Origin of the sequence: Marinobacter bohaiensis, assembly GCF_003258515.1 — a bacterium.
In the GTDB taxonomy this organism is placed as follows: Bacteria; Pseudomonadota; Gammaproteobacteria; order Pseudomonadales; family Oleiphilaceae; genus Marinobacter_A; species Marinobacter_A bohaiensis.
This window is the reverse complement of the sequence record NZ_QGEH01000003.1, coordinates 188,577-215,222: the sequence shown is the minus strand read 5'-3', so window position 1 is coordinate 215,222 and position 26,646 is coordinate 188,577. Positions and strand designations below refer to the sequence as shown.

Below are 26,646 nucleotides of genomic sequence, written 5' to 3'. Positions count from 1 at the left end.
AACATGGCGAATATCGCAGAAACCCTCAAACAGGATCTCGTCACGGCCATCGAGAGTGACAAGCTGGTACTCCCCACCCTCCCCGAGGTGGCCCTCCAGGTCAGGGAGATTGCCGAATCCGAGGATTCCTCCATACAGGACCTGGTCAAGGTGATCAGCAACGATACCGCCCTGTCGGCCCGCCTGATCCGAGTCTGCAACAGCCCGCTGTTCCGTGGCGCTCGCCAGATCGAGACCCTGACCATGGCCGTCAGCCGCCTGGGCATGGCCTACACCAGCAACATGGCCATGGGTCTGGCCATGGAACAGATGTTCCAGGCCACCTCCGACATGGTCGACAAGCGCCTGCGTGCGACCTGGCAGACCAGCACCGAAGTGGCGGGCATCTGCCACGTACTGGCGCAACACTACACCAAGCTGAAAGCCGACCAGGCCACGCTGGCGGGTCTGGTGCACCTGATCGGGGTCCTGCCCATTCTGCGCTACGTGGAAGACAACGAGATCCAGATCAGCAGCATCATGCTGGATAACATCATCGACGAACTGCACGCGGACATCGGCGAGCGCATCCTGAAGAAATGGGACTTCTCCGAGGACCTGCAGCAGGTACCGCGCGGTTTCACCGACTTCCAGCGCGTGGTTCCAAAAGCGGATTACGCCGATCTGGTGATGATCGCCAACCTGCAACTGGTGGCCGGCACCGAACACCGCTTCAACGAGATGGACTGGAACCAGATCGCGGCCTTCGAACGCCTGGGCCTGGACCCGAATGTCGATATGAGCCAGGAAGAAGACCTGAACGCGGAAATGGAAGCCGCGATGGCGCTGCTCCAGTAAACCCGCCCGGGGTTGAGCTCCACCAGATACAAGAAAGGCCGGTGATTCACCGGCCTTTCTTGTATTGGGCGATCAGCGTGTCCTGATCCGGCAATTGCCAATCGATGGGCGGGCGCCCTTTCTGAACGAGCCAATCATTGGTTTGCTGGAAGTGGCCGCAGCCGAAAAAGCCCCGATGAGCACTCAGCGGAGACGGGTGCGGCCCCTGCAGCACCCGATGGCGGCTACGGTCGATGATGCGCCCTTTCTTCTGTGCGTAACTGCCCCAGAGCAGGAACACCACGTTTTCACGCTCGGCGTTGATGTGCTCGATCACCCGGTCGGTAAAGTGCTCCCAGCCTTTGCCCTGGTGGGCGCCGGCCTGCCCCTGAACCACCGTCAGCACCGCGTTGAGCAGCAACACGCCCTGCTCCGCCCAGGGTTGCAGGCAGCCGTGACCCGGCGCCGGGATACCCAGCTCCGCATCGATCTCCTTGAAGATATTGACCAGAGACGGCGGTGTCTTCACGCCCGGCCGCACACTGAAACACAGTCCATGGGCCTGCCCCGGCCCGTGGTAGGGGTCCTGCCCCAGAATAACCACGGACACGTCGTCGAATGGCGTCGAGTTGAGGGCATTGAAGCAATGCTGCCTGGCCGGGAACAATGTTTTCCCGGCCTGCTCCTCTTCCGCCAGGAAGGCGGCGAGTGACTGCATGTAGGGCTGCTCGAACTCGCCACTGAGACGTTCGAGCCAGCCCCGTCCGGGCTTGAGCTGTTCGCGCAGCGCTGCGGCGGCCGGATGCATCGACATCGACGATCAGCCCTTTTCCGGACGCATGGCCGGGAACAGGATCACGTCGCGAATCGACGGCGAGTCCGTCAGCAGCATGGCAAGACGGTCGATGCCGATGCCTTCGCCGGCGGTCGGCGGCAGACCGTATTCCAGCGCCGTGACGTAGTCTTCGTCGAAGAACATGGCCTCGTCATCGCCAGCCTCTTTCTCGGCCACCTGCTCGCGGAAACGCTCCGCCTGATCCTCGGCGTCGTTCAGCTCCGAGAAGCCGTTGGCAATCTCACGGCCACCGACGAAGAACTCAAACCGCTCGGTGACGAACGGATCGGCGTCCTTACGGCGCGCCAACGGGGAGACTTCAGTCGGGTACTCGACAATAAAGGTCGGCTGCATCAGGCGATGCTCGACGGTCTTCTCGAAGATCTCGATCTGTACCTTGCCCAGGCCCCAGTTGTTCTTCAGCGGAATGCCCAGATCCTTCGCGATGTCACGCGCCGCATCGGCGTCGGCCAGCGCCTCCGCCTTGATGTCCGGGTTGTAGTGCAGGATGGAATCGAACACGCTCAGGCGCGCGAACGGCTGGCCAAAGTCGTATTCGACCGTTTCGGTGTCGCCGTTGGCCAGGGCGCGGGTATTGGTCACCACCGTGGTCCCCAGCACCTTCTGCGCGGTTTCCCGCAGCATGGTCTCGGTGTGGTCCATCAGGTCGTTGTAGTCCGCGTACGCCTGGTAGAACTCCAGCATGGTGAATTCCGGGTTGTGCCGGGTGGACAAGCCCTCGTTACGGAAGTTGCGGTTGATCTCGAACACCCGCTCGAAACCGCCGACCACCAGGCGCTTGAGATACAGTTCCGGCGCGATGCGCAGGTACATCTCCAGGTCCAGGGCATTGTGATGGGTGACGAACGGACGCGCCGTCGCCCCGCCCGGAATCGCCTGCAGCATCGGCGTTTCCACTTCGATGAAGTCACGCTCGGTGAAATAGCTGCGGATACTGTTGATGATCTTGGAACGCGCGGCAAAAACCCGGCGCGAATCCTCGTTGACCATCAGGTCGACGTAGCGCTGGCGATACCGCATCTCGGTGTCGGTCAGCCCCTTGTGCTTCTCCGGCAGCGGTCGCAGCGACTTGGTCAGCAGCTTGTACTCGTCCATCATGACGTACAGATCGCCCTTGCCGGATTTGCACAGTTTGCCGCGCACACCGATCACGTCGCCCAGATCCCAGTGTTTGGTATCTTTCTGCACGTCCTTGGAGGCGTAGACCTGGATACGACCGCTCACGTCCTGCACCACCTTGAACGCCTTGCGATCCAGCATCAGGCGGCCGGCAATGGCCACTTCCAGACCCAGCTCCTCCAGCTCTTCCTTCGATTTGTCGCCGTAGGCCTTCTGCAGTTCGGCAGCGGTGCTGTCGCGACGGAAATCGTTGGGGAAGGCGTTGCCCTGCTCGCGCAGTTCGGCCAGCTTGGCACGACGCTCGGCGATGAGCTTGTTGTCGTCCTGCGTAACGGCGTTGGGAGTCTGGTCTGTCATGATATCTCGCTAGCGTGTTCAGGCCCGGTGGATGACGCCACCGGGCCTGCGGTTGATTGGCAGTTTAGAGGGCCATTTTCAGGCTGGCTTCGATGAACTTGTCGATGTCACCGTCCAGCACGGCCTGGGTGTTGCTGGTTTCCACCTTGGTGCGCAGGTCCTTGACCCGGCTGTCGTCGAGGACGTAGGAGCGGATCTGGCTGCCCCAGCCGATGTCGGACTTGGCGTCTTCCTGCTTCTGCTTCTCGGCGTTGCGCTTCTGCATCTCCAGCTCGAACAGTTTGGCCTTGAGCTGTTTCATGGCCTGATCCTTGTTCTGATGCTGGCTGCGCCCGGCCTGACAGGCCACGACCGTGTTGGTCGGCAGGTGCGTCAGTCGAACCGCGGATTCGGTCCGGTTGACGTGCTGACCACCGGCGCCGGACGCGCGGTAGACGTCCACCCGCAGATCCGCCGGGTTGATCTCGATCTCGAAGCTGTCGTCCACTTCCGGCGATACGAACACCGACGAGAAGGACGTGTGCCGGCGATTGCCGGAATCGAACGGCGACTTGCGCACCAGGCGGTGCACGCCGGTTTCCGTGCGCAGCCAGCCGTAGGCGTACTCGCCCTCGATGTGGATGGTGGCACTCTTGATACCGGCCACTTCCCCTTCCTGCAGCTCGACGATCTGGGCCTTGAAGCCACGACGCTCGGCCCAGCGCAGGAACATGCGCAGCAGCATGTTGGCCCAGTCCTGGGCCTCGGTGCCGCCGGAGCCGGCCTGGATGTCCAGGTAGGCGTTGTTCTCGTCCATTTCGCCGGAGAACATGCGACGGAACTCGAGCTTTTCCAGATCCTTGTCCAGCTCATCCAGGTCCGACTGGACGTCAGCCCCGGCCTGCTCGTCCTCTTCCTCGGCCGCCATCTGGATCAGGTCCTCGGCGTCGGACAGGCCGTTGGTGAGCTTGTCGATCGTCTTGACGATCAGCTCCAGGTTGGCGCGTTCCTTACCCAGGCCCTGGGCCCGCTCCGGGTCTTCCCAGACGCTCGGGTCTTCCAGTTCGCGCTCTACTTCGACCAGACGTTCACTACGCTGATCGTAGTCAAAGATACCCCCTAAGCGCTTCAGTACGCTCCCGGAGATCCTTGATTGAATTCAGAATGGGATTGATTTCCATGTGGTATCCATCTAACGGTGAAAAAACTTGGAAACACGGCCGGATCGCCCGGCAGGCGACGCATTTTACCGGAGATCCGCCCCGAAATCAGCCGGCTCGATGTAGTCCACCAGCAGCTGCAGCTGGGTCCGCCCGCGGAAGGTGTTGGCGTCCGGCTTGTAGACGATCCGCGCGCCGGTGCGGGTGAAATCCGGGACCTCGGCGCCGGTATTGAAGGCAATGCCATCAAGCACGTCACCCCCATGGCGCGGGCGCAGCACCAGTTTGAGATGGCGTTCGCCCACGATGCGCTGGTTGATCACCTCAAACTCGCCGTCGAAGGCTGGCTCCGGGAAATGCTGCCCCCAGGGACCCGAGCGCTTCAGCGTGTACGCCGTATCCAGCGTCAATTCGTGCGGCGCCAGCGGGCCATCGGTGGTGATGGAGGCCTCCAGCGCCTCCTCGGTGATGGCTTCCCTGACCGCCGCGTCGAACGCCGCGCTGAACGCCTCCAGCGCGGCGGCGTCGATGGTCATGCCGGCCGCCATGGCGTGACCGCCGAACTTTTTCAGCAGGCCGGGGTTGCGGGCGTCCACCGCCGCCAACACGTCGCGGATGTGCAGGCCGGGGATGGATCGGGCCGAGCCCTTGAGCAGCTCGCCGCCCTCGTCCGGGGCGAAGGCGATTACCGGGCGATGGGTCTGTTCGCGGATGCGCGCCGCCAGGATGCCGATCACGCCCTGGTGCCAGTCCGGATCGTACAGCGCCAGCCCCCACGGCAGCCCGGCGATGTCCAGCGACAGGGAGGCCAGCAGTTCCTGGGCCTGCTCCTTCATGCCGGTTTCGATGCTGCGCCGGTCACGGTTCATCTGGTCAAGCTCGGTCGCCAGCCGCCGTGCTTCATCGGGACTGTCCGCCAGCAGACAGGCGATGCCCAGGCTCATATCGTCCAGCCGGCCGGCGGCGTTGAGGCGTGGCCCCACGACAAAACCCAGGTCGGTGGCGCTGATCTGGGCATGCTCGCGCCCGGCCACTTCGAGCAATGCCAGGATGCCGGGCCGGGCCTCGCCCTGACGGATCCGGCGCAGCCCCTGCTCGACGAAGATACGGTTGTTCTGGTCCAGGGGCACCACGTCGGCCACCGTGCCCAGCGCCACCAGATCCAGCAGACAACCCAGGTTGGGGCCGCGTCCGTCCAGCATGCCTTTCTCGCTCATGTAGCGGCGCAGGGCCGTGAGCACGTAGAACATCACACCAACCCCGGCGGCGTTCTTGCTCAGGAACGGACAGCCCACCTGATTGGGATTGACAATAGCGTCGGCCGGCGGCAGTTCGTCACCCGGCAGGTGGTGGTCGGTGACCACCACGCGCATGCCCTTTTTAAGGGCCGCCGCGACGCCATCGACCGCGGCAATGCCGTTGTCCACGGTGATCAGCAGGTCAGGCAAGGCGCCTTCCTGCTCCAGTCGGTCGATGATGCCCGGTGTCAGGCCGTAACCATCCGAAAAACGGCTCGGCACCCGGAAGTCCACGGCCTGCGCGCCCATCATCTGCAGCCCCAGGATGGCTACGGTGGTGCTGGTGGCGCCGTCGGCGTCAAAGTCCCCCAGCACCAGGATGCGCTGCTGCCCGGCGATCGCCTCGGCGATCAACTCCACGGCGCGATCGATACCGCGCAAGTCGAACGGGGATGCCAGCGCTTTCAGGGTGTAGTTGAGCTCGGCGTCGGAGCGCACACCCCGAGCCTGATACAGGCGCTTGAGCAGCGGCGGCAGTTGGAGTCCCCAGTCGGCGGACGCATCGGGCACGGGGCGTCGGATGATTTTCTTCGGCGTCATGGCGTTTGGTTTTTCTGGCGTTCAGAAGCAGCGCGGCCCCGGAAGGGGCCGCGTGGTGATCAGGCGTGTTTCCAGTGCGACCCGATAAAGTCCTGGACGGCCTTGAGGTCGTCTTCGAGCACACTGTAGCGCTCTTCCCGCTCGAACAGGTCGGCGAGATGCTGGGGCAGCTCCGGCTTCACGCCAACGCCCGACTGCTCGACCGCGTCCGGGAACTTGGCGGGGTGCGCGGTTCCCAAGGTGATCATCGGCACGGACGCATCGCGACGACACTCGCGCGCGGCCTTGACGCCGATCGCGGTGTGCGGATCCAGCAGGTATTCGTTGTCCTCGAACACCGAGCGGATGGTGTCGCAGGTGGCGGCGTCATCCACGGCGGCGCTATCGAACAACTTGCGCGCCCCTTTCCAGCGGTAGTCCTCAATGCTGACCGGCCCCTGTTGCGCCCGCTCCAGCAGGTCGCGGGTGGCAGCACCATCGCGGCCGTGCAGGTCAAACAGCAGGCGCTCGAAGTTGGAGGACACCATGATGTCCATGCTCGGCGACAGGGTGTGCTCCAGGGTTTGCTGCTCGTAACGGTTGCCGCTCATGAACCGGTGCAGGATGTCGTTGCGGTTGGTGGCAATCACCAGCTGACTGATCGGCAGCCCCATTTCCCGCGCCAGGTAACCGGCGAAGATGTCGCCGAAATTACCGGTGGGCACCGAGAACGCCATGCTGCGATCGGGCCCGCCCAGCGCCAGTGACGCATGGAAGTAGTAGACGATCTGGGCCATGATCCGCGCCCAGTTGATGGAGTTGACCGCCACCAGCTGGGTCTTGCCGTTGAGGAAGACCTGGTCGCCGAAGCTGGCCTTGACCATCCGCTGGCAATCGTCGAAGTTGCCCTTCACCGCGATGTTGTGGATGTTGTCGCCGGTGACGGTGGTCATCTGGCGGCGCTGCACTTCCGACACCCGCTGGTGGGGATGCAGGATGAAGATATCCACGTGTTCGCAGCGGCGGCAGCCTTCGATGGCGGCCGAGCCGGTATCGCCGGAGGTGGCGCCCATGATCACCACGTGCTGCTTGCGCTTCTCCAGCACGTAGTCCAGCAGACGCCCCAGCAGTTGCAGGGCGAAGTCCTTGAACGCCAGCGTGGGGCCGCGGAACAACTCCATGACCCACTCGTTGCTGTCGAGCTGGACCAGTGGTGCGGTGGCCTTGTGAGCAAAGCCGGCGTAGGTTTCATCGAGCATGGCGCGGAAATCGTCGGCGCCGATGGCGTCCTCGACAAACGGGTACATGACCTTGAAGGCCAGCTCGCTGTAGGAAAGCCCGCGCCAGCTGCGGATCTCTTCCAGGCTGAATTTGGGCAGTGACTCCGGTACGTACAGTCCGCCGTCCGTTGCCAGGCCGGTCAGCAGAACGTCCTCGAATCCCAGGGCCGGTGCGTCGCCCCGTGTGCTGATATATCTCACGATCCAATCCCGTCTGGGGCGACCCCACCGGAGTCGCCCGGATTCAAACCACGGGCAGCGAAGGGCTGCCTCAGTTAAAGTTTTCCGCGCGGATGCGTACAACCTTCTCCTGGACGTCGGACAGCGCTTCCAGGTCCTCGATCGCACGGTTGATCTGCCGCTCCTGGACCGTATGGGTCAGGATGATCACCGGAATGCGGCCGTCTTCCAGCTCGGATTCCTTCTGCATGATCGACTCGATATTGATGCCGTGCTCGCTGAGGATCGACGCCACCTTGGCCAGCACGCCCGGGCGATCCAGGGCGTTGATGCGCAGGTAGTAGGCGGACTGGACGTCTTCCATGGGCAGCACGTCCAGGTCTTCCAGCGCGTCCGGCTCGAAGCCCAGGTAAGGCACACGCTGCTGGCTCTCGTGGGAGACGCTGCGGGCGACGTCGACGATATCGGCGATGACCGCCGACGCCGTGGCTTCGTCACCGGCACCGGGGCCGTAGTACATGGTCTGACCCACGGCATCGCCGTCCACCAGCACCGCGTTGAGAACGCCATCCACCTGGGCGATCAGGTGGCTACGCGGCACCAGCGTGGGATGGACCCGCAGCTCGATGCCATTCTCACGGCGCCGGGCGATACCCAGGTGTTTGATGCGGTAGCCCAGCAGTTCGGCGTGGGCGATGTCGTAGGGCGTGATGTTGGAGATGCCCTCGGTGTAGGCCCGCTCAAACTGGAGCGGCACCCCGAAGCCGGAGGACGCCAGGATGGTCAGCTTGTGGGCAGCGTCAATGCCTTCCACGTCGAAAGTCGGATCCGCCTCGGCGTAGCCTTTGTCCTGAGCCTCTTTGAGCACTTCACCGAACTCGCGACCGGCGCGCATCTCGGTGAGAATGTAGTTGCCGGTGCCGTTGATGATGCCGGCGATCCAGTCGATGCGGTTGGCGGCCATGCCCTCACGGATGGACTTGATCACCGGGATGCCGCCAGCGACGCCGGCCTCATAGGCGACGATCACGCCGCGCCTGGCCGCCGCCTCGAAAATTTCATTACCATGGACGGCGATCAGCGCCTTGTTGGCGGTGACCACGTGCTTGCCATTCTCGATGGCGGCCAGCACCAGTTCGCGGGCCGCGTCGTAGCCACCGATCAACTCGACCACCACATCCACGTCGTCCGCCTTGACCAGTTCGAACACGTCGGTGCTGAAGGGAATCTCGCCCAGGTCAAAATCATCGCGCTGGCGGCGTGACGCCACCCGGCTAATTCGGATCGGACAGCCTGCCCGGCCTGCAATCAATTCCGCATTCCGCGTCAGTACGTTGAACGTACCACCACCGACAGTTCCCAATCCGCAGATTCCGACTCTGACCTCTTTCAAGCTCATACCCCTGAATACCAATGAATGACGCTGGAGCCGGCCTGCAAAGCCAGTCTCCAGCGCGGCAGTTTATAACGATTGGCGCCCGAAAAAAATGTTCCGGCGGTTATCGATTAATCAAAAGCAGTTCTAGAGAACACCCAGCCCCCGAGCAAGCTTGTCGGCCGGAACGTAGCCCCGCACCATCTGCCCATCTTCCAGGACGATCGCCGGTGTGCCCGTCACGCCGACTTCCCCTCCCAGCCGGAACTGATCCTGAACCGGATTCTCGCAGCTGGCTTCAGGCACGGACTGCCCGGCCTTGGCCGCGTCCATCGCCGCCTGGGGATCGTCGGAACACCACACCGACACGTACTTGCGGAAGGACGGCGTGTTGGGACCGCTGCGGGGGTATCCCAGGTAATTCACCTCGATGCCCAGCTCGTTGAGGCGTGGCACATCCTTGTGGAGCTTGCGGCAGTAGGGACAATCGATGTCGGTGAACACATAGATCTTCGACTTGATCTTGCCATCGGGCTCGAAGCGGATCATGTCGTCGGGATCCACCTGGGCCAGCAGCTCGGCACGCTGCTCCGCGCGGGAGGATTCGGTAACGTTGCTCACCCCGGCGTCACTGACCTGGTACAGGTCGCCGACAAAGAAATAACCGCCGTCGGCCGTGGCATAGATCATGTCGGGATTATTCGTTGCGACCTCGTAGAAACCATCGATGTCAGACGGTGTGACGCCCTGCACCTTGAGACCGGGAATCGCACCTTCCAGGCGCTCGGATATGGCCTTTTCCACCTCTCCGGAAACCGACTCGGCCGCCATCAGGCCAACCGAAACCATGGTCAAGAGCGAAAACAGCAGGCCCCTAAACAGGCCTTGGCGAACGTGAGTCATGCAACCTCTTCTCGTATCTCAGGGTGAGTCAGTGGGACAACGATACCCGGCCCGAGTTCAGCGCACCAGCACTGCAACCCCATCCGTCTGGATCAACCACGCGGATGGTGGGCGCCGTGCAGCTCCTGCAGACGCTGACGCGCCACATGGGTGTAGATCTGGGTGGTGGACAGATCGGCATGACCGAGCAGCATCTGCACCACTCGCAGATCCGCGCCGTGATTCAGCAGATGGGTGGCGAACGCGTGCCGCAGGGTGTGGGGTGACAGCTTCTTGTTGATACCGGCCCGGCGCGCGTAGAGCTTGATGCGGTGCCAAAATGTCTGGCGCGTCATGGGCTGGGCCCGGCTGCCAGGAAACAGGGCATCGGCGACACGCTGCCTGAGCACTTCGCCCCGGGCCTCGCCCATGTAACGGGTGAGCCAGTCCAGCGCCTCCTCCCCCATGGGGACCAGGCGCTCCTTATTGCCCTTACCGATGATCCGGACAACCCCCTGGCGCAGGTTAACCTGATCGACGGTCAGGTTGACCAGCTCCGACACCCGCAGGCCGCATCCGTATAGAATCTCCAGCATCGCCCGGTCGCGCAATTCGATCGCCACGGCAGGATCGGGTTCTTCCAGCAGGGCATCCACGTCCTGCTCGGAGAGCGTGTCGGGCAGGCGACGGGGCTGGTTGGGGCTATCGATCCGCAGAGTCGGGTCTTCGCTGATCATCCCCTCGCGCAGCAGGAACCGGAAAAAGCGGCGCAACCCCGACAGCCGCCGAGCGGCGGTGGACGCCTTGGTGCCGGCGGCCATACCCTCGGAGATCCAGGCCAGCAGATTTACCCGCGACGCATCCCGCAGCAGAGGTTTGCCGGGCTGCTTTTCCAGCCAGCAGGACAGCCGCACCAGGTCGCCGCGGTAGGACGCCCGCGTGCGTTCGCTCAGGCCAAACTCCAGCCAGAGCGCATCGTCGAAGCGCTGCAACAGCCCCTGATCCTCTACCCGACATTCAGCCATCGCGACTCAACTCCCGCTCGCCAACCGACGCTTGCACCCGCGGCACCCCGCCTGCCCCAAACGCAAAAGGGCAGCCCGAGGGCTGCCCTTTCAGAAAACGCTGTTCCAGCAATGCCTGACGGCCTTTGCTTAGTTCAGCTTTTCCTTGATACGTGCTGCCTTACCGGACAGGTCACGCAGGTAGTACAGCTTGGCCTGACGCACGTCACCGCGACGCTTCACGGAAACGCTGTCGATCAGCCGGCTGAAGGTCTGGAAGGTACGCTCAACGCCCACACCGTAAGACACTTTGCGCACGGTGAAAGACGAATTCAGACCGCGGTTGCGCTTGCCGATAACCACGCCTTCAAACGCCTGCAGACGCTCACGGTTACCCTCGGTAACACGCACCTGGACCACAACGGTATCGCCCGGACCAAACTCCGGTACTTCCCGGGTCATCTGCTCCGCTTCGATCTGACTGATGATGTTGTTCTTGCCGCTCATCGTTAACTCCTGAATACCCAATCTATCAATGCCCTGATGACCCAGAGGCACCCCGTTCATTCAAAACCTGGTCAAGCAGCTCGCGCTCTTCGTCGGAAAGCGGCCGCCTGTCCAGCAAATCGGGGCGCCGCTCCCAGGTCCGCTGCAGCGACTGTTTCAGCCGCCAGCGCCGGATCTGCTCGTGATGCCCACCCAAAAGGACCTCCGGCACCCGCTGCCCCTCATAGACTTCGGGGCGGGTGTAATGCGGACAGTCCAACAGTCCGTCAGCAAACGAGTCCTGCTCCGCTGACTGTGCATGGCCCAGCGCCCCCGGAATAAATCGGGTGACCGCGTCTACCACGGCCATCGCAGCCAGCTCTCCCCCGGACAGGACGAAATCCCCCAGGGACACTTCCCGATCGACCTCCGCGGAGATCAACCGCTCGTCTACCCCTTCGTAGCGCCCGGCAACAAGAATCAGCCGTTCCGCGCTCGCCAGCTCCTGAACCACTGTCTGGTTGAGCGGCTCTCCCTGGGGAGACATGTAAACCACCGTGGCGTCGCCATCCGCAGCCGCCCTGGCCGCATGAATGGCATCCCGCAATGGCTGGATCTTCATCAGCATGCCGGGGCCGCCGCCGTAGGGGCGATCGTCCACCGTACGATGCCGGTCGTGGGTGAAGTCCCGCGGGTTCCAGCGTTCGACGGTCAGCAGACCCTCACGAACCGCCCTACCGGTCACACCGTACTCAAGCACGGCGTCAAACATGTCCGGAAACAGGCTAACGGCGCCAATCCACACCAATCAGAACTCCGGATCCCAATCGACCACAATGCGTCGGGCATCGAGATCGATCTGCTGAATGACGTCATCCGGCAGATAGGGAATCAGACGCTCACGCTTGTCGATGGACGTCGATGTCGCCCTGACGACCAGGACATCGTTGGCCCCGGTTTCCATCAGATGCTTGACCCGCCCCAGGTTGTCGCCCCGAGACGTCTCGACCAGCAGGCCTTCCAGCTGAAACCAGTAGTACTCGCCCTCGGGCAAGTCCGGCAGTTCCCCGGTCGGCACACTGACATCCAGTCCACAGTAGGACCGCGCTACATCCCGGTCGGACACGCCTTTCAGGCGGACAACAATGCCCGGCCCGTGACGCTTGCCTTCAACCACTTCGAGGGGAACCGGCTTACCGCCCTGACTGACCTGCCAGTGACGATATTCCAGGATACCCTCCATGGGGTCGGTGTAGGAATAGACCTTGACCCATCCCTTAACCCCAAAAACCGAGGTGATGCGGCCGATCACAGTTTCCTGCGATTTATCTGCCATACATGCGCCCCGGTTCGTACAATCTCGGCAACAGCGATTACTTTGCTGCCGCTTCCTTCAGCAGCTTGGCCACGCGATCGCTGGCCTGCGCGCCGTTGCTCAGCCAGTGCTGCACGCGCTCCTGATCAACACGCAGACGCTCTTCACCGCCGCGGGCAATCGGGTTAAAGAAACCGACGCGCTCAATGAAACGGCCGTTACGGGCGTTGCGGCTGTCGGTGACTGTCAGATGGTAGAACGGGCGCTTCTTGGAGCCGCCACGAGCCAAACGGATTGTTACCATTTCGACCAATATCCTGTTCTGTGAATACGAACTTTGTCCTGCTCGCGCCGGCTGAAAACCGTCACGGCGCGAGGACCCTATACTCGAAAGGGGCGCTATTCTATGCTAAATCCCTGCCGATGAAAACAGCTAATAGCAGCTTTTCTTACTGCGCCGGATAGCGGTTTTCACGGAGCCGATTTACGCGGCGAGCTCGGCCTAGCGACCAAACGGCGGCATACCTCCGCCTCCGCCGGGCGGCATCATGCCCTGCATGCCCCGCATCATATTGGCCATTCCGCCCTTCTTACCCATTTTCTTCATCATCTTGGACATCTGCTTGTGCTGCTTGAGCAGGCGATTGACGTCCTGAATCTGGGTACCCGAGCCAGTGGCGATACGACGCTTGCGGGAGTTGTTGATGACGTCCGGGTGGCGACGCTCTTTCGTGGTCATGGAGCAAATAATGGCTTCCAGCTGCCCCAGACTCTTGTCATTGACCTGCTCCTGGGCGGCCTGGGCCATCTGCCCCATACCCGGCAGCTTGTCCAGCAGACCGCCAACACCACCCATGTTCTTCATCTGCTGCAGCTGATCGCGGAAGTCCTCGAGATCAAAGCTCTTACCCTTCTTGATCTTCTTGGTAAGGCGATCCGCCTTCTGCTTATCAATCTTGCGTTCGGCTTCCTCAATCAGCGACAGCACATCGCCCATGCCCAGGATGCGTGAAGCCACACGATCCGGGTGGAAGGACTCCAGCGCCTCGGTCTTCTCACCCACGCCCAGGAACTTGACCGGCTTTCCGGTAATGTGGCGCACGGACAGTGCCGCCCCGCCCCGAGCATCGCCGTCGGTCTTGGTGAGCACGACACCGGTCAGCTCCAGCGCGTCGTTGAACGCCTTGGCGGTGTTCGCCGCATCCTGCCCGGTCATGGCATCGACCGTGAACAGGGTCTCGACCGGCTTCACCGCTTTCTGCAGGCGACCGATCTCATCCATCATGCCCTCGTCGACATGCAGGCGACCGGCGGTATCGAGGATCACTACGTCGATGTGCTTCTTGCGCGCCGCGTCGATGGCCCCCTCAGCGATGGCGACCGGATCCTGGTCAGTGGAGCTGGGGAAGAAGGTGGCTTCCACCTCGCCCGCCAGGGTTTCCAACTGGTTGATCGCCGCCGGGCGGTAGACGTCGGCACTGACCACCATGACCGACTTTTTACGACGCTCCTGGAGATAGCGCGCCAGCTTGGCCACGGTGGTGGTCTTACCGGCACCCTGAAGGCCGGCCATCATAATCACCGCCGGCGGCTGGGTGGCGAGATTGAGGTCTTCATTGGCCTCGCCCATCACCTTGACCAACTCGTCCTGAACCACCTTGATGAAGACCTGACCCGGCGTCAGGCTACGCTTCACTTCGGTGCCCACGGCGCGCTTGCGCACCTGCGCGATGAACTCCTTGACGACCGGAAGCGCCACATCCGCCTCCAGGAGGGCCTTGCGGACGTCGCGCAGGGTATCCTTTATATTGTCGTCGGTCAGTTTGGCCTGGCCGGAAATCTTGCGCAGACTCCCCGACAGGCGATCGGTAAGATTATCAAACATGGTGATTCAGCATTCTCTGTCAGTGACGCATGAATACGTTTCAGGGCGATCGCCGATTGCCTCGCCAACCCTGAAAGATTGATTCCGGTTGCACAATCGGCACATTATAACCAGACTGTCGCTTTCAAACGAACCGGTCAACGATTAACGGACTAACCACACACTTCATGGGCACGCTCATCCTCGCGGTCACCACACTCTTCCTTTATAGTGTTGGCACTGCGTTCCAAACCCTGATTTTTCGCGGCAGGATCAAAGCCAACTCAAACCTGACATCGCTGATCGGCGTCCTGGCACTGGCGAGTCACGGCGCACTGATCTGGGACCGCATCCCCCAGACCAGCATGATCAACATGGGCTTTTTTCCGGCTTCCCTGCTGATTTCCTGGTTCGTTGTCCTGCTCCTGCTCATCCTGAACAGCCGCAAGCCGCTCCAGATCCTGTTCCTGGCCGCCTACCCATTGGCCGCACTGACGGTCGTATTTGTACTGATATTCCACTCGCCGCCGCATTACGTCTCCCAGAGCAACTGGGGCATGCTGGCCCACATCGCGCTGGCCATTACCGCCTATAGCCTGTTCACCCTGGCCGCGGTACAGGCTTTCCTGGTCAACCTGCAGAACCGCCAACTCAAGCGCAACTACAACAGCCTGCTGATCCGCAATCTGCCGCCGCTGCAGACCATGGAGTCGCTGCTTTTCGAATTGCTCTGGGCGGGGGTTATCGTACTGACCCTGGCCATTATCACCGGATCGATATTCGTACACGACCTGTTCGACCAGAACCTGGCTCACAAGAGCCTGTTTTCCATTCTGTCGTGGTTCGTATTCTCCGGTCTGCTGATCGGTCATTACACCCAGGGCTGGCGCGGCCAGACCGCCAGCCGCTGGACCCTGGCCGGCTGCGCACTGCTGATGATCAGTTACTACGGCAGCAAGTTCGCCCTGGAATTCATTTTCCACCCGGGCTAGTCCCGTCGCCCAACCGGCGACAACGCGGCGCACGTGCTTGACACCCCGCGTTGCGACACCCTATTTTCACTCTTCTTATCGTCAGCAATAAAAGGATCCCCCTGCTTGAACGAGGCACCGCTTTCGGCGCTGTTCATTGTCCTCGCCGCTCTTATTGTCATGTCCGCGTTTTTCTCCAGCTCGGAAACCGGCATGATGACCCTCAACCGCTATCGCCTGAAACATCTGGCCAAGACCGGCCATCGAGGCGCCAAACTCGCCAACAAGCTGCTGCAACGCACGGACCAGCTGATCGGCGTCATCCTGATTGGCAACAACTTCGTCAACATCCTGGCATCGTCCATCGCCACGGTGATTGCGATCCGTCTCTGGGGGGATGCCGGCATCGCCATCGCCACGATCCTGCTGACGGTGGTCATCCTGATTTTCGCCGAAGTCACCCCAAAGACGCTGGCCGCCCTGTTCCCGGAGCGCATCGCTTTCCCGGCCAGCTTCGTCCTGCAGCCGCTGCTCAAGATTCTCTACCCCATCGTCTGGCTGGTAAATCTGTTCACCGGAATGATCCTCAAGCTGCTGCGCATCTCCGCCGAAGACGCCTCGTCGGACCACCTCAGCCGGGAAGAACTGCGTACACTGGTGAACGAGGCCGGTGCACTGATCCCGCGCCGGCACAAGGACATGCTGGTCAGCATCCTTGACCTGGAAAAGGTCACCGTCAACGACATCATGGTGCCCCGCAACGAAGTCTCCGGCATCGACCTGGACGACGACATGGAAACCATCCTGCGCCAGATGCGAACCAGTCAGCACACGCGCCTGCCGGTCTTCAAGGGCGACATCAACAATGTCCAGGGCATGCTGCACCTGCGCAATATTTCCAAACTGCTGATGGAAGAAGAGCTCAACAAGGCCAAGATCATGCAGCTGTGCCGGGAACCCTATTTCATCCCCGAAAGCACGCCACTGCACCTGCAGCTGATCAACTTCCAGACCGCCAAGCGCCGTATCGGCGTGGTAGTCGACGAATACGGCGACGTGCTGGGGATAGCCACTCTGGAGGACATCCTTGAGGAGATCGTGGGCGATTTCACCACGGACTACGCGGCCACCAGCCCGGACATGATCCCCCAGGACGACGGCACCTACATCATCGACGGTTCCGCCCACATCCGTACCATCAACAAGACACTGGGCTGGAAATTACCGACGGATGGCCCCAAAACGCTCAACGGGCTGATCACCGAGACGCTGGAAACCATTCCCGAAAACAACGTCTGCGTCACTGTTGGCGGCGTTCGCATCGAGGTCCTGCAAATCAAGGACAACGTCGTCAAGGCCGCCAACGTCCATCCCCCCCTGCGCCGCCAGCGGTTACGTACCGGCACCTGAACGGCCAGTCTCGCGCAGCTGGAATACTATGGTTATAAAAGCCGTCGCACTTAAAAGATCAAAATTTAAGCGACGGCTTGACCGCCACCACTCCGCACGCCAAAACTGCGATCATGGAATGACGGTGCATTAACAGTCACATCCCGGCAAAGAACCGCGCCCGGAGTCCGGTCGGACAGTGGCTAAACGGACAGACGGACGCGTCACTCCCGCCCTACCCGCCTGACGAGAAATTGCTATACTGGTGAAAATATAAACAGACCGCCGCCCCGTCCGATTGCTAAAACAACCGGCGAAAGACCGGCGAGACGGGCGACCCGAGGGGCACCTCGATAATTCATTGCAAGCGCGGACGCCGGAGAAGTCTGCGTGTATGAAGCAGGGAACCCGTAAAAGGGTGCGGCACGCAAGCGGCGTGCTCGGGCAATTGCAAGATGATCCCGGGCGGCCCCTGACCAGCGGCGGCCCTTTCCGCGTGACGATGTTATATTTTGTTAATGTCTCAGGCGGTCCGTACACATTAGAGGCGTTTCTGTTTAAGCTCGACGAACACAGTAAATTGGATCGATTTCGATTCCACTCGGTCCACGAAACCGCCCGATAACGATAAGGCAAATAGCCGCAAGGTTAGCCGTCACAAAAAATAAAGGCATCGCTAAAGACGACGCCAACAAAGACTGTGCTGATAAGGATAAAGAGAGTACCGCTCGGTCATGTATCCGGTTGAGGCGTTTTGAGGAGTTGGCCATGAACAAGCAGTCCGGCATACATTATCTCCACGAGCACAAGGGCCTGGGGAGCGCTGGCAGCTTGCCCAAAGAAATCAGCAAGATCCGGGATACCGTTGTGGCCGGTCTGGGCGACCTCCTGCAGGGCGCCTTCGACGCCGTCGACGACTCCCTGTTCGAGCTGGCCAACAATGCACGGAGCAACAACGAGCAGAACCGCTATTTCGAGGCGATGCGGGAAATCCGCATCAAACGCAAGGGCGTGGAAAAGCACTTCCAGTCCGCGGTAGCCCAGCTGTTCGTCGCACCGCCGCAGACCACCGCACCCGAAGTGGTCGATCACAGCGCCACCACGGCCGATACCCTGTCCCTGGTCCAGAACGACGAACTCGAGGAACAGGTTGCCCTCAATGCCATGATCACCAAGTCCCGGGCGCATTTTCAGGGACCGTTGATCCAGCTCCAGGCTCGCTTCACCAGCGTCTATCCCAACGCCACCGAGGAAGAGCCAGTCAATCCGATGGCGCCGGAACACCTGTGCAGTGCCTTTGTTGAGGCGGCACAGGCGCTGGAAATCCAGATCCGCGAGCGCCTGATCGTTCTCAAACAGTTCGACCGGTACGTCGTATCCAACCTGGGCATGCTGCTGGACGAAGCCAACCGCATCCTGATCCAGGCGGGCGTCATTCCCAACTTCCGTTTTCACGGCAAGACCGACAAGAGCGCGCCCGCGGCGACCGGCAGCAAGTCCGCGGCCGGCGAAACACTCCGCCCGGAAGAACCGACCGCCAACGACGGCGTCGACCGTAGCGACGCCCTGTTCGAGCAAATCCGCGAGATGCTGGCTCAGCAACGCGCCAGTGGCGGCATGCCCCGCTCCGCCAACCCCAATCTGCATATCATCGGCGGTGCCGAACTGTTCCAGATACTGGCCAACATTCCCCAGAACGACGGTCTGCAGGGCACGGAAAACCTGAGCCAGGGTGAGCCGGTCGTCGTCGACCTGCACGAAGTGGTGCAACACCTGCTGACACAGCAGAAGACCAGCGACGGCAAGCCGGCCGCCCTGAACGAATCCGACGAAGACCTGATCAACCTGGTATCGATGCTGTTCGAGTTCATTCTCGACGACTACAACCTTTCGGCGCCCATCCAGGTACTGATCAGCCGCCTCCAGATCCCCATCCTCAAGGTGGTGATCAAGGACAAGAGCTTCTTCAGTCGCGCCACCCATCCGGCCCGCAAACTGCTCAATGCCCTGGCCCGCGCCGGCATTGGCTGGAGCGAGAGCAACGAAAAAACGCGCGACAAGCTGTACGAGCAGATCCACAACATCGTGGCGCGGATCCTGAACGAGTTCGACGGTGACATCAGCCTGTTCGAACAGCTCAACGACGAGTTCGACCAGTTCCTGGCGAAAGAGAACCGCAAAGCGACCCTGGTGGAGCAGCGCACCCGCGAATCCGAACGCGGCCGCATCAAGTCCCAGAAGGCGCAGGAAACCGTGGACGAACTGCTCCAGGCGCGCCTGCGCAAGCATCGCATTCCCGATACCATCCGCAACATCCTGGTCAACGGCTGGAGCCGCGTCATGTTCCTGGCGTACCTGCGGGATGATGTGGAGCACCGCTGGAACCAGACGGTTCGCGTGGTGGACGACCTGATCTGGTGCCTGCACCCCCACCTGGACGACGAGGAACGCGACCAGTGGGTCCGCGTGGTGCCGGGCCTGCTCAAGAGCCTGCGCGCCGGCCTTGAGGAAGTGTCCTACAACTCCACGGGCCTCGACGCCATGATGAGCGACCTCAAGCACGAGCTCACCGAAGCGTTCCGTGCCCACGCCCTGGCTGAAGCGCAGACCGACTCTCCGGCGGCCGAATCACCGGAGCCGATGCCGGAGGATGACACCGACGACACACCCACCGCCATCCAGCGCCAGCAGGAAATCGAGGACGCCGCCACCGCCGAGTACATCGACAAGATCGACGCCATCGGCGTGGGCCACTGGGTGGAGTTCAACCTGGTCAACGGGGCCCGCTTCCGCTGCAAGCTGTCCGCCATCATCGAAGAGGCCGACTGCTTCGTCTTCGTCAACCGGATGGGGCTGAAAGTCATCGAGAAAACCCGCACCGAACTGGCCCATGAAATGCGTCGTGGCCGGCTGACGGTGCTGGAACAGGGCGCATTAATTGACAGGGCTCTCGATGCGGTGATGGGAAGCTTGCGACGCAACTCGGGATAGACTAGCTTCCGAGCAGTCCTTTTTCGTACAGGCCTGCTATGCCGCTGCCCGGTCCCTCGAACGCGCAGCCGGTCCACTTCCGGCTCGCCATCGCCCTTCTGCTGGCGTTGCTCGTCCATTCCGCGGGCCTGATTGCGCTTGTCCACAGCTTGCAGCATTTGACCAAGCCATTTCCCGCCACAGCCATTCACCTGCGGCTGACCGCTCCCTCCCATCAGGAAAGCCAGCACAGCGCCACCAGCGCCGAGCAACCAGCCGCATCGCCACCGTCTCCCGCACAGCCCCGGCAACCCGATCAGCCTGCGCCTACGACGACTCCGGAACCAGTCGTCACCTCAAACCCAAGCGACACGGCAGTGCCGCCACACTCCCAACCGGAACACGCGCCATCACGCTCGGCGGAGGCAGCGACGTCAACCCGGCACCCTGCTGAAACGCCCGAACCGTCGGCAAAAACTCTGGCACGGAGTGCCGAGGCGTCACCCAGCTCCACGGCCAGTCAGGCACAAGAGGCCGGCACTCCCGTTGAAGCGCCGCCAACCACCACCGAAAACAGACCCGCGCAGACCCACGCCGATCCGGTTGCCAAAGATCCTTACGTCGCCCTGCTCTGGCAGCGCATCAGCACCGCCCTATCCAGGCGCCCGGTCCATTCGATCAGCGAACTGCAACAGGTGCGGGTGGTTCGGCTGGAGCTGCAACTGATGGACAACGGCACGCTGATCCAACTGCAGACTCTGGAAAGCTCCGGCGACCCGGCGCTCGACCGCGCCGCCCGTCAGGGGGCACTCGCTGCCAGCCCCTATCCGGTACCGCCGTCCTCGGCGCGGGATCAGGACTATCGCTATCAGGTGGAGCTTCGCTTCACGCCACGCCGTTCATAATCGGCAATCACGGGGCGAAGAAACGGGTAGGCAATCGAGGAGAAAGGAAAGGAAGTGGAAGGAATCAGAGAAACGGGAAGACAGGCGGGGGTCGAACGGCAGGCCCGGCACGCCACCCTGTCCAGTGACGTGCCGACGGCCGCCAGAGCGGTCAGCCTTCGGCGTTTTCCTGATTCGCCGCCGCGGCCTTGACCATTTCGGCCAGCTCGCCGGATTCGGACATTTCCAGCACGATATCGCAACCGCCCACCAGCTCACCGTTGATGTAAAGCTGCGGGTAGGTCGGCCAGTTGCTGTACACCTTCAGGGACTCGCGCAGTTCCTGGTTATCCAGGATATTCACGTAGGCGAAGCGCTCGCCGCACGCCATCAGCGCCTGCACGGTACGAGCCGAGAAACCGCACTGCGGCTGCTGCGGAGAACCCTTCATGTACAGGATAATCGGGTTGTCCTGAAGTTGGCTCTTGATGGTTTCGTTGATATCCATAGAAAAATCTACCTCGTCTTGAAGCCGGGAAGGCCCGGCCTGTCGCCACTTGCGGATGTGTGTCATTGTACACGGCTGCCGGAGACCTGGCCATGAGCCCCGGCACAGGCGGGATATCGGTTCGCGGCGGCACATTGTCAACATCCGGAATTACCGATACTATGTTTTGCCTGCTTTCAAGCAGGCTCTCTGACCAGCTCCCGAATTCAAGACTCCGGTGCGGAAAACGCCGCTGGCCGGGGCTTTGCTATTTTCCGGGAGCCCGGATTATCCGGCGTCAGCGGGCCCTAATCGAGGCCATCCTCAAAGGGAGACCCTATGGCGGATCAACCGCTGCTTAATACGTACGGACGCCTGCCGATCGTGTTTGATCGCGGCGAAGGGCCCTGGCTCTACGACGTCGACGGCAACCGCTACCTCGACAGCTTCAGCGGCATCGCGGTCTGCGGGCTCGGTCATGCCCACCCGACGGTGACCCGCGCCATCCAGGAGCAATCCGCGCGCCTGGTGCACTGCTCCAACCTGTTTCACACCCGCATCCAGCAGACCCTGGCCGACAAGCTGTGCCAGGTGTCCGGCATGGACGGCGTCTTCCTCGCCAACTCCGGCGCGGAAGCTAACGAGGCCGCCCTCAAGCTGGCCCGGCTTTACGGTCATCAGCGCGGCATTCACTCGCCGGCCGTGATCGTCATGGATCAGTCGTTCCACGGCCGCACCCTGGCTACGCTGACGGCGACCGGCAACCGCAAAGTCCAGGCCGGTTTCGAACCGCTGGTGAGTGGTTTTATCCGCGCCCCGTTCAACGACCTGGACGCCATCGCAGCCATCGCCCGCGCCAATCCCAACGTGGTGGCGGTGCTGGCGGAACCGGTCCAGGGCGAAGGCGGCGTTAACGTCGCCGACCCCGCCTGGCTGCAGGGCATCCGCGAAATCTGCGACCACCAGGGCTGGCTGATGATGCTGGACGAAGTCCAGACCGGGAATGGCCGCTGCGGCGCCTGTTTCGCGTACCAGGCCTACGGCGTCGAACCGGACGTGGTCACCACCGCCAAGGGGCTGGGCAACGGTTTCCCGATCGGCGCCTGCCTGGCCCGCGGCGAGGCCGCACAGGTATTCCAGCCCGGACACCATGGTTCCACCTTTGGCGGTAACGCCCTGGCCTGCGCCGCCGCCAGCGCGGTGATCGATACCATTGAGCAGGACAACCTGCTGGAGCGCGCACGCACGCTCGGCGCCCGCATGCGCGCCCGACTGCAGGCTGCGTTCGAGGACGCCCCCTACGTCCGTGATATTCGCGGCCTGGGTCTGATGATCGGCATCGAGATGAACGCCCCCTGCGCCGAACTGGTGCCACTGGCCAAGACCCAGGGCCTGCTGCTCAACGTCACGGCCGAGCGCGTGGTTCGCCTGCTACCCCAATTGACTCTCAGCGACGGGGAAGCCGACGACATGGTCGATCGGGTGGTACGCATCCTCCGACTTCACGCCGCCGACGACCGTCAGGCACCGCGTTCGCCGCGGCCCGACGCCCCTCAAACTCCCTGATTTCCCAAGTACGGAATAGCACGCATGGCTGTTAGACATTTTCTCACCCTACTCGACCTCTCTCCGGCGGAACTGGATCAGCTGATCGACCGCGCCATCGACCTGAAGAAAAGCTGGCGCTCGGGAGAGGTCCGCGACTCCCTCAAGAACCGCGTGTTGGCGATGATCTTCGAGAAATCATCCACACGCACCCGGGTGTCGTTCGAAGCGGGCATGACCCAGCTCGGCGGGGCCGCCCTGTTCCTGTCCCCGCGCGACACCCAACTGGGCCGGGGCGAGCCGATCGAGGATTCCTCGCGGGTCATCTCCAGCATGGCCGACGCGGTGATGATCCGCACGTTCGAGCATGAGAAAGTCGAGCGCTTTGCCAGCGTGTCGTCGGCACCGGTCATCAACGCCCTGACCGATGAGTTCCATCCCTGCCAGTTGCTGGCCGACATGCAGGCCTTCCGCGAAGCCCGCGGCCGCATTCAGGGCGCTACCGTGACCTGGATCGGCGATGGCAACAACATGTGCGCGTCCTACATCAACGCCGCCCGCCAGTTCGACTTCAACCTGCGCATCGCCTGCCCGGAGGGCTATGAGCCCGACACCGCCCTGGTCGACGCCAACCGCGACCGGGTCAGCGTCCTGCGGGATCCGGCCGAAGCCGTCCGGGGTGCGCACCTGCTGGTCACTGACGTTTGGGCCTCGATGGGCCAGGAAGAGGAACAGAAGGCCCGTGCCGCAGCGTTCACACCCTATCAGGTCAATCCGCAACTGATGGATCTGGCCGACAAGGATGCCGTGTTCATGCATTGCCTGCCGGCCCACCGCGGGGAAGAAATCTCCGAGGACATGCTCGAGCACCCCGGCTCAGTGGTGTGGAACGAGGCGGAAAACCGCCTGCACGCCCAGAAGGCGTTGCTTGAGTTCCTGATTCTCGGGGCCTGAGCATGCAGCAACCGGCAGCGCCGACGGTGTTCAACGACTGGCTACTGGAGGTCGAGGAACTGGCCTGCGGCTACAACGGCACCCGGGTGGTTGAGAACATCAGCCTGTCCCTGGGACGCGGCGACATCGGCTGTCTGCTGGGGCCCAGCGGCTGCGGCAAGAGCACCATCCTGCGTGCCATCGCCGGCTTCCTCAACCTGCAGGCAGGCGAGATCCGCCTGGCCGGCCAGCCCCTGAGCGTACCGGGCAAGGCGGTGCCGCCGGAAAAACGCCGGATTGGCATGGTGTTCCAGGATTACGCCCTGTTCCCGCACCTGACGGTGGCGGAGAACATCGGCTTCGGCCTGCACCAGCTCGACCGCGAGCAGCGACACCAGAAGGTAACCGAGCTGCTTGACCTGGTCCACCTGCAGGACCTGGCGGACGAGCATCCCCACAGCCTGTCCGGCGGCCAGCAGCAGCGCGTGGCCCTGGCCCGGGCGCTGGCCCCGGAACCCACTCTGATCCTGCTGGACGAACCCTTCTCCAATCTGGACGCCGACCTTCGTCGCCGGCTCAGCCTGGATGTGCGCGACATCCTCAAGACCCTGGGCATCAGTGCCATTCTGGTTACCCACGATCAGCAGGAAGCCTTCGCCATGTGCGATCAGGTGGCCGTGCTCAAGGATGGCCAAATCCAGCAGTGGGATGTGCCCTATAACCTCTATCACGAGCCGGTGAACCGGTTTGTGGCCGGCTTTGTCGGTCAGGGCGGGTTCATCAAGGGCCGGGCCCTGGGGGTGGACAGCATCGAGTCGGAGTTGGGCGTAATCCGCAGCAAGCGTCATTCGGGATGGGTTCCCGGTGCCCTGCTGGATGTCCTGATCCGACCGGACGACATCGTCTACGATGCGAATTCCAGCCTCAAACCGAAGGTGATCGAGAAAACCTTTGCCGGCACCTCGACGCTCTACCGCTTCCAGCTGTCGCCGGAAACCGAGTTCGAGGCCCTGTTCCGAAGCCATCTGGATTTCCGCCTGGGGGAGCAGGTTCCCATCCGGGTCGAGGCCGAGCATCTGATCGCCTTTGAACGCGTCTGAGCGCCTCTCGGCGTCAAGGCCCTGGTGCCGGAGCGGCGCTCCAGGCACAAAAATCCGGACACAAAAAAAGGGGCCGAATAACGGCCCCTCGAAATATGACGAATGAAACAAGGAAAGTTCGTAAGAACTACAACCTCAAGTAGTCATCCCTTACGATCTTGATTATGGGGTGTGTGCACCAACCCGTCAGTGGAGCTTGTGTAGCGGATTGTTACAATGCGTGAGACGCGTCGGCCTTTGTCCAAGTCACTCCGCGGGAGCCGGCGCTCCCTCATGCCGGCGCGGCCAGACCAGGCTGAAAGCCGCTCCGCCCAGTGCCCGGCTGCGTCCCACGAAAGCCTGACCACCGTGCCAATAGAGAATACGGCGCACAATGGATAGCCCCAGGCCGTAGCCGCCGGATGTCCGGGTACGACTGTCATCCAGTCGGGCGAACGCCGTAAACACCTTCTCCCAGTCACTTTCGGGGATGCCCGGCCCGTCGTCCTCAACGTCGACCCGACAGGTTTGCGTATCAAACTGGCAGCGCACCCGAACCGTGCTATTGGCGTAACGGCGGGCATTGCCCACCAGGTTCTGCACCGCCCGGTGAATGTATCGCGGCTCCACGTCGGACAGTCCCCAGGTATCGCTGTCGCCGACAAACTCGGCCTCAATCGACATCTCAGGCGCCAGCTTCTGCTGCTCTTCGACGACCTGGCGCACCAGATCCGCCACATTCGCCTCGCGCAGGCTCATGATCGGCCCGCCCTGCTCAAGCCGCGCGTAGGTGAGGATTTCGTCGATCAGCTCGTCCAGCTCCTGGATGTCGTTGTCGATGCCCGCCAATTGCTTTTCACGGGCCTCATCGGTGGCGCAATCCTCGATCATCTGGACCCCGAAGCGGATCCGCGCCACCGGTGTGCGCAACTCGTGGGAGACCGCGTGAATCATCTCGCGCTGAACTTCCACCAGCCGCTGGATCTGATCCGCCATGCTGTTGAATGAGTGCCCCAACCGCCGCACCAGCCCGCCGCGACGAGTATCGACACGGGCATGGAGCTCGCCGCGAGCGATGCGGACGGCCACCGACTCCACCGATCGCAGGTTGCGATCCACACCGCGCAACAGCAGATACAGGAAAAAACCGGCAATCGTCGCGGCCACCAGGAACACCAGCAGGATCACCGACCAGGCCAACGGCTGGAATGGACTCGGCATGCCCACCTGAACGACGGCGCCGTCCGCCAGCCGCAGATAGACCCGAGCGGAGGCGTTCTTGTCCAGCTGCACGAACGCCAGCCCCCGCTCTACCAGCCGCTCAAGCGTGGCCGGATCGATGCGCTCGGAGTCGTCCGTCACCGGCGCCACCGACACTTCCAACGACTCCGAAAGATTCGACATGATTGCCGGACGCTCCTGGAGCGGGCTGCCGTTGAGATGGGTCAGCACCAGAAGGGCCGTGGCCTCGCACACATCGCGGTACAGATCACGCAAGGTGACGTCGATGATGGCGCCGTCATTGGTCAAACGGCGCAGGCGCACGCCCAGCCCTTCGGTGGACGCGATCACCTGGCCATAGGACAGTCGCTCTTCCGCGATGTCCGACAGGGTCGATTCATCAGCCGGCCGGATCGTCAGGCCGTACAGGCGGTCCAGCCAGGGGTAGGTGACCTGTGGATGGGGCGCAACGGCGAGCCAGTCCATCAGCGGCGTCGCGAAGCGCTCTTTCCAGTCGCGCTCGCGAACGGCATTGAGCCCGGAAAAAAGCCCGGCGGAAAAGGCGAGGATAATCACAGCCACCAGCAGAAGGCGGCCAAACATTTTCAGGAAGGGAACTAGGGGCATAGGGCCTTTCCGTAGCTCGCAATACCCCGCCCGGCAGGCGCCGGGCTTGA

At 62.3% G+C, this 26,646-nt stretch carries 23 protein-coding genes; 8 read left to right on the top strand and 15 right to left on the bottom strand.

What is annotated here, in order from left to right; translation table 11 throughout:
* Positions 1 to 3 precede the first annotated feature (3 nt).
* Positions 4 to 837 carry an HDOD domain-containing protein gene (locus DKK67_RS15820; RefSeq protein ID WP_111497468.1) on the top strand — a complete coding sequence of 278 codons (834 nt, stop codon included), beginning with the start codon at positions 4 to 6 and terminating at the stop codon, positions 835 to 837.
* Positions 838 to 883: 46 nt separating this feature from the next.
* Here the strand turns inward: DKK67_RS15820 and ung are convergent, their stop codons facing one another.
* From ung to ffh, 13 genes are all read right to left on the bottom strand, one after another.
* Complete coding sequence (gene ung / locus DKK67_RS15815) at positions 884 to 1,624, bottom strand: uracil-DNA glycosylase (protein ID WP_111497637.1); 741 nt, start codon at positions 1,622 to 1,624, stop codon at positions 884 to 886.
* A gap of 12 nt (positions 1,625 to 1,636) precedes the next feature.
* Positions 1,637 to 3,148: a lysine--tRNA ligase gene (gene lysS, locus DKK67_RS15810; protein ID WP_111497467.1), complete on the bottom strand. Its 1,512-nt coding sequence runs from the start codon at positions 3,146 to 3,148 to the stop codon at positions 1,637 to 1,639.
* Between the two features lie 64 nt (positions 3,149 to 3,212).
* A protein-coding gene (gene prfB, locus DKK67_RS15805) for a peptide chain release factor 2 (RefSeq protein ID WP_111497466.1) occupies positions 3,213 to 4,308 on the bottom strand; the annotation gives its coding sequence in 2 pieces (ribosomal slippage) (positions 3,213 to 4,235 and positions 4,237 to 4,308; 1,095 coding nt in all).
* Positions 4,309 to 4,373: 65 nt separating this feature from the next.
* On the bottom strand, positions 4,374 to 6,125 hold the full coding sequence (gene recJ, locus DKK67_RS15800) for a single-stranded-DNA-specific exonuclease RecJ (RefSeq protein WP_111497465.1): 1,752 nt from the start codon (positions 6,123 to 6,125) through the stop codon (positions 4,374 to 4,376).
* 59 nt (positions 6,126 to 6,184) lie between these two features.
* Positions 6,185 to 7,585 carry a threonine synthase gene (thrC, locus tag DKK67_RS15795; RefSeq protein ID WP_111497464.1) on the bottom strand — a complete coding sequence of 467 codons (1,401 nt, stop codon included), beginning with the start codon at positions 7,583 to 7,585 and terminating at the stop codon, positions 6,185 to 6,187.
* Positions 7,586 to 7,655: 70 nt separating this feature from the next.
* The gene (locus DKK67_RS15790) at positions 7,656 to 8,957 is read right to left on the bottom strand and encodes a homoserine dehydrogenase (RefSeq protein ID WP_111497636.1); all 1,302 of its coding nucleotides are present in this window, start codon (positions 8,955 to 8,957) and stop codon (positions 7,656 to 7,658) included.
* 129 nt (positions 8,958 to 9,086) lie between these two features.
* Positions 9,087 to 9,842, bottom strand: a complete 756-nt coding sequence (locus DKK67_RS15785) for a DsbC family protein (protein ID WP_204355853.1) — start codon at positions 9,840 to 9,842, stop codon at positions 9,087 to 9,089.
* Between the two features lie 92 nt (positions 9,843 to 9,934).
* Complete coding sequence (gene xerD, locus DKK67_RS15780) at positions 9,935 to 10,846, bottom strand: site-specific tyrosine recombinase XerD (RefSeq protein ID WP_111497463.1); 912 nt, start codon at positions 10,844 to 10,846, stop codon at positions 9,935 to 9,937.
* Positions 10,847 to 10,975: 129 nt separating this feature from the next.
* The gene (rplS, locus tag DKK67_RS15775; protein ID WP_111497462.1) at positions 10,976 to 11,332 is read right to left on the bottom strand and encodes a 50S ribosomal protein L19; all 357 of its coding nucleotides are present in this window, start codon (positions 11,330 to 11,332) and stop codon (positions 10,976 to 10,978) included.
* Between the two features lie 25 nt (positions 11,333 to 11,357).
* On the bottom strand, positions 11,358 to 12,116 hold the full coding sequence (gene trmD / locus DKK67_RS15770; protein WP_111497634.1) for a tRNA (guanosine(37)-N1)-methyltransferase TrmD: 759 nt from the start codon (positions 12,114 to 12,116) through the stop codon (positions 11,358 to 11,360).
* 3 nt (positions 12,117 to 12,119) lie between these two features.
* Positions 12,120 to 12,647 carry a ribosome maturation factor RimM gene (rimM, locus tag DKK67_RS15765; RefSeq protein WP_111497461.1) on the bottom strand — a complete coding sequence of 176 codons (528 nt, stop codon included), beginning with the start codon at positions 12,645 to 12,647 and terminating at the stop codon, positions 12,120 to 12,122.
* A gap of 37 nt (positions 12,648 to 12,684) precedes the next feature.
* A complete protein-coding gene (gene rpsP, locus DKK67_RS15760; protein ID WP_111497460.1) occupies positions 12,685 to 12,930 on the bottom strand; it encodes a 30S ribosomal protein S16 in 246 nt (81 codons plus the stop codon).
* Between the two features lie 198 nt (positions 12,931 to 13,128).
* On the bottom strand, positions 13,129 to 14,511 hold the full coding sequence (gene ffh, locus DKK67_RS15755; protein ID WP_111497459.1) for a signal recognition particle protein: 1,383 nt from the start codon (positions 14,509 to 14,511) through the stop codon (positions 13,129 to 13,131).
* Between the two features lie 167 nt (positions 14,512 to 14,678).
* Here ffh and DKK67_RS15750 point away from each other — a divergent pair, with 167 nt between their 5' ends.
* The 4 genes from DKK67_RS15750 to DKK67_RS15735 all read left to right on the top strand — a co-directional run bounded on the left by DKK67_RS15750 (position 14,679) and on the right by DKK67_RS15735 (position 20,725).
* On the top strand, positions 14,679 to 15,482 hold the full coding sequence (locus DKK67_RS15750; RefSeq protein WP_111497458.1) for a cytochrome C assembly family protein: 804 nt from the start codon (positions 14,679 to 14,681) through the stop codon (positions 15,480 to 15,482).
* Between the two features lie 105 nt (positions 15,483 to 15,587).
* The gene (locus tag DKK67_RS15745; RefSeq protein WP_111497457.1) at positions 15,588 to 16,871 is read left to right on the top strand and encodes an HlyC/CorC family transporter; all 1,284 of its coding nucleotides are present in this window, start codon (positions 15,588 to 15,590) and stop codon (positions 16,869 to 16,871) included.
* A gap of 747 nt (positions 16,872 to 17,618) precedes the next feature.
* Positions 17,619 to 19,841 carry a DUF1631 domain-containing protein gene (locus DKK67_RS15740; RefSeq protein WP_111497456.1) on the top strand — a complete coding sequence of 741 codons (2,223 nt, stop codon included), beginning with the start codon at positions 17,619 to 17,621 and terminating at the stop codon, positions 19,839 to 19,841.
* A 38-nt stretch (positions 19,842 to 19,879) separates the two neighbouring features.
* The gene (locus tag DKK67_RS15735) at positions 19,880 to 20,725 is read left to right on the top strand and encodes an energy transducer TonB family protein (RefSeq protein ID WP_111497455.1); all 846 of its coding nucleotides are present in this window, start codon (positions 19,880 to 19,882) and stop codon (positions 20,723 to 20,725) included.
* Positions 20,726 to 20,876: 151 nt separating this feature from the next.
* Here the strand turns inward: DKK67_RS15735 and grxD are convergent, their stop codons facing one another.
* The gene (gene grxD, locus DKK67_RS15730) at positions 20,877 to 21,212 is read right to left on the bottom strand and encodes a Grx4 family monothiol glutaredoxin (RefSeq protein WP_111497454.1); all 336 of its coding nucleotides are present in this window, start codon (positions 21,210 to 21,212) and stop codon (positions 20,877 to 20,879) included.
* A gap of 318 nt (positions 21,213 to 21,530) precedes the next feature.
* On the opposite strand from grxD, the gene DKK67_RS15725 reads away from it, so the two are divergent.
* Genes DKK67_RS15725 through DKK67_RS15715 form a run of 3 tightly spaced genes read left to right on the top strand, consistent with a single transcriptional unit; the run spans position 21,531 to position 24,769 of the window.
* A complete protein-coding gene (locus DKK67_RS15725) occupies positions 21,531 to 22,757 on the top strand; it encodes an aspartate aminotransferase family protein (protein ID WP_111497453.1) in 1,227 nt (408 codons plus the stop codon).
* A 24-nt stretch (positions 22,758 to 22,781) separates the two neighbouring features.
* Positions 22,782 to 23,690 (top strand): ornithine carbamoyltransferase, encoded by a 909-nt coding sequence (gene argF, locus DKK67_RS15720; RefSeq protein ID WP_111497452.1) that lies wholly within the window; start codon positions 22,782 to 22,784, stop codon positions 23,688 to 23,690.
* 2 nt (positions 23,691 to 23,692) lie between these two features.
* Entirely contained in the window at positions 23,693 to 24,769 is a 1,077-nt protein-coding gene (locus DKK67_RS15715) for an ABC transporter ATP-binding protein (RefSeq protein WP_111497451.1), read from the top strand.
* Positions 24,770 to 25,015: 246 nt separating this feature from the next.
* On the opposite strand, the gene DKK67_RS15710 is transcribed toward DKK67_RS15715, so the two are convergent.
* Positions 25,016 to 26,596, bottom strand: a complete 1,581-nt coding sequence (locus DKK67_RS15710; protein WP_111497450.1) for an ATP-binding protein — start codon at positions 26,594 to 26,596, stop codon at positions 25,016 to 25,018.
* Positions 26,597 to 26,646: the final 50 nt, after the last annotated feature.

Coding starts and splice junctions, on each gene's coding strand:
- DKK67_RS15820 (WP_111497468.1), top strand. CDS start 4: ATGGCGAATATCGCAGAAACCCTCAAACAGGATCTCGTCACGGCCATC.
- ung (WP_111497637.1), bottom strand. CDS start 1,624: ATGCATCCGGCCGCCGCAGCGCTGCGCGAACAGCTCAAGCCCGGACGG.
- lysS (WP_111497467.1), bottom strand. CDS start 3,148: ATGACAGACCAGACTCCCAACGCCGTTACGCAGGACGACAACAAGCTC.
- recJ (WP_111497465.1), bottom strand. CDS start 6,125: ATGACGCCGAAGAAAATCATCCGACGCCCCGTGCCCGATGCGTCCGCC.
- DKK67_RS15785 (WP_204355853.1), bottom strand. CDS start 9,842: ATGACTCACGTTCGCCAAGGCCTGTTTAGGGGCCTGCTGTTTTCGCTC.
- xerD (WP_111497463.1), bottom strand. CDS start 10,846: ATGGCTGAATGTCGGGTAGAGGATCAGGGGCTGTTGCAGCGCTTCGAC.
- rplS (WP_111497462.1), bottom strand. CDS start 11,332: ATGAGCGGCAAGAACAACATCATCAGTCAGATCGAAGCGGAGCAGATG.
- rimM (WP_111497461.1), bottom strand. CDS start 12,647: ATGGCAGATAAATCGCAGGAAACTGTGATCGGCCGCATCACCTCGGTT.
- rpsP (WP_111497460.1), bottom strand. CDS start 12,930: ATGGTAACAATCCGTTTGGCTCGTGGCGGCTCCAAGAAGCGCCCGTTC.
- ffh (WP_111497459.1), bottom strand. CDS start 14,511: ATGTTTGATAATCTTACCGATCGCCTGTCGGGGAGTCTGCGCAAGATT.
- DKK67_RS15750 (WP_111497458.1), top strand. CDS start 14,679: ATGGGCACGCTCATCCTCGCGGTCACCACACTCTTCCTTTATAGTGTT.
- DKK67_RS15740 (WP_111497456.1), top strand. CDS start 17,619: ATGAACAAGCAGTCCGGCATACATTATCTCCACGAGCACAAGGGCCTG.
- DKK67_RS15735 (WP_111497455.1), top strand. CDS start 19,880: ATGCCGCTGCCCGGTCCCTCGAACGCGCAGCCGGTCCACTTCCGGCTC.
- grxD (WP_111497454.1), bottom strand. CDS start 21,212: ATGGATATCAACGAAACCATCAAGAGCCAACTTCAGGACAACCCGATT.
- DKK67_RS15725 (WP_111497453.1), top strand. CDS start 21,531: ATGGCGGATCAACCGCTGCTTAATACGTACGGACGCCTGCCGATCGTG.
- argF (WP_111497452.1), top strand. CDS start 22,782: ATGGCTGTTAGACATTTTCTCACCCTACTCGACCTCTCTCCGGCGGAA.
- DKK67_RS15715 (WP_111497451.1), top strand. CDS start 23,693: ATGCAGCAACCGGCAGCGCCGACGGTGTTCAACGACTGGCTACTGGAG.
- DKK67_RS15710 (WP_111497450.1), bottom strand. CDS start 26,596: ATGCCCCTAGTTCCCTTCCTGAAAATGTTTGGCCGCCTTCTGCTGGTG.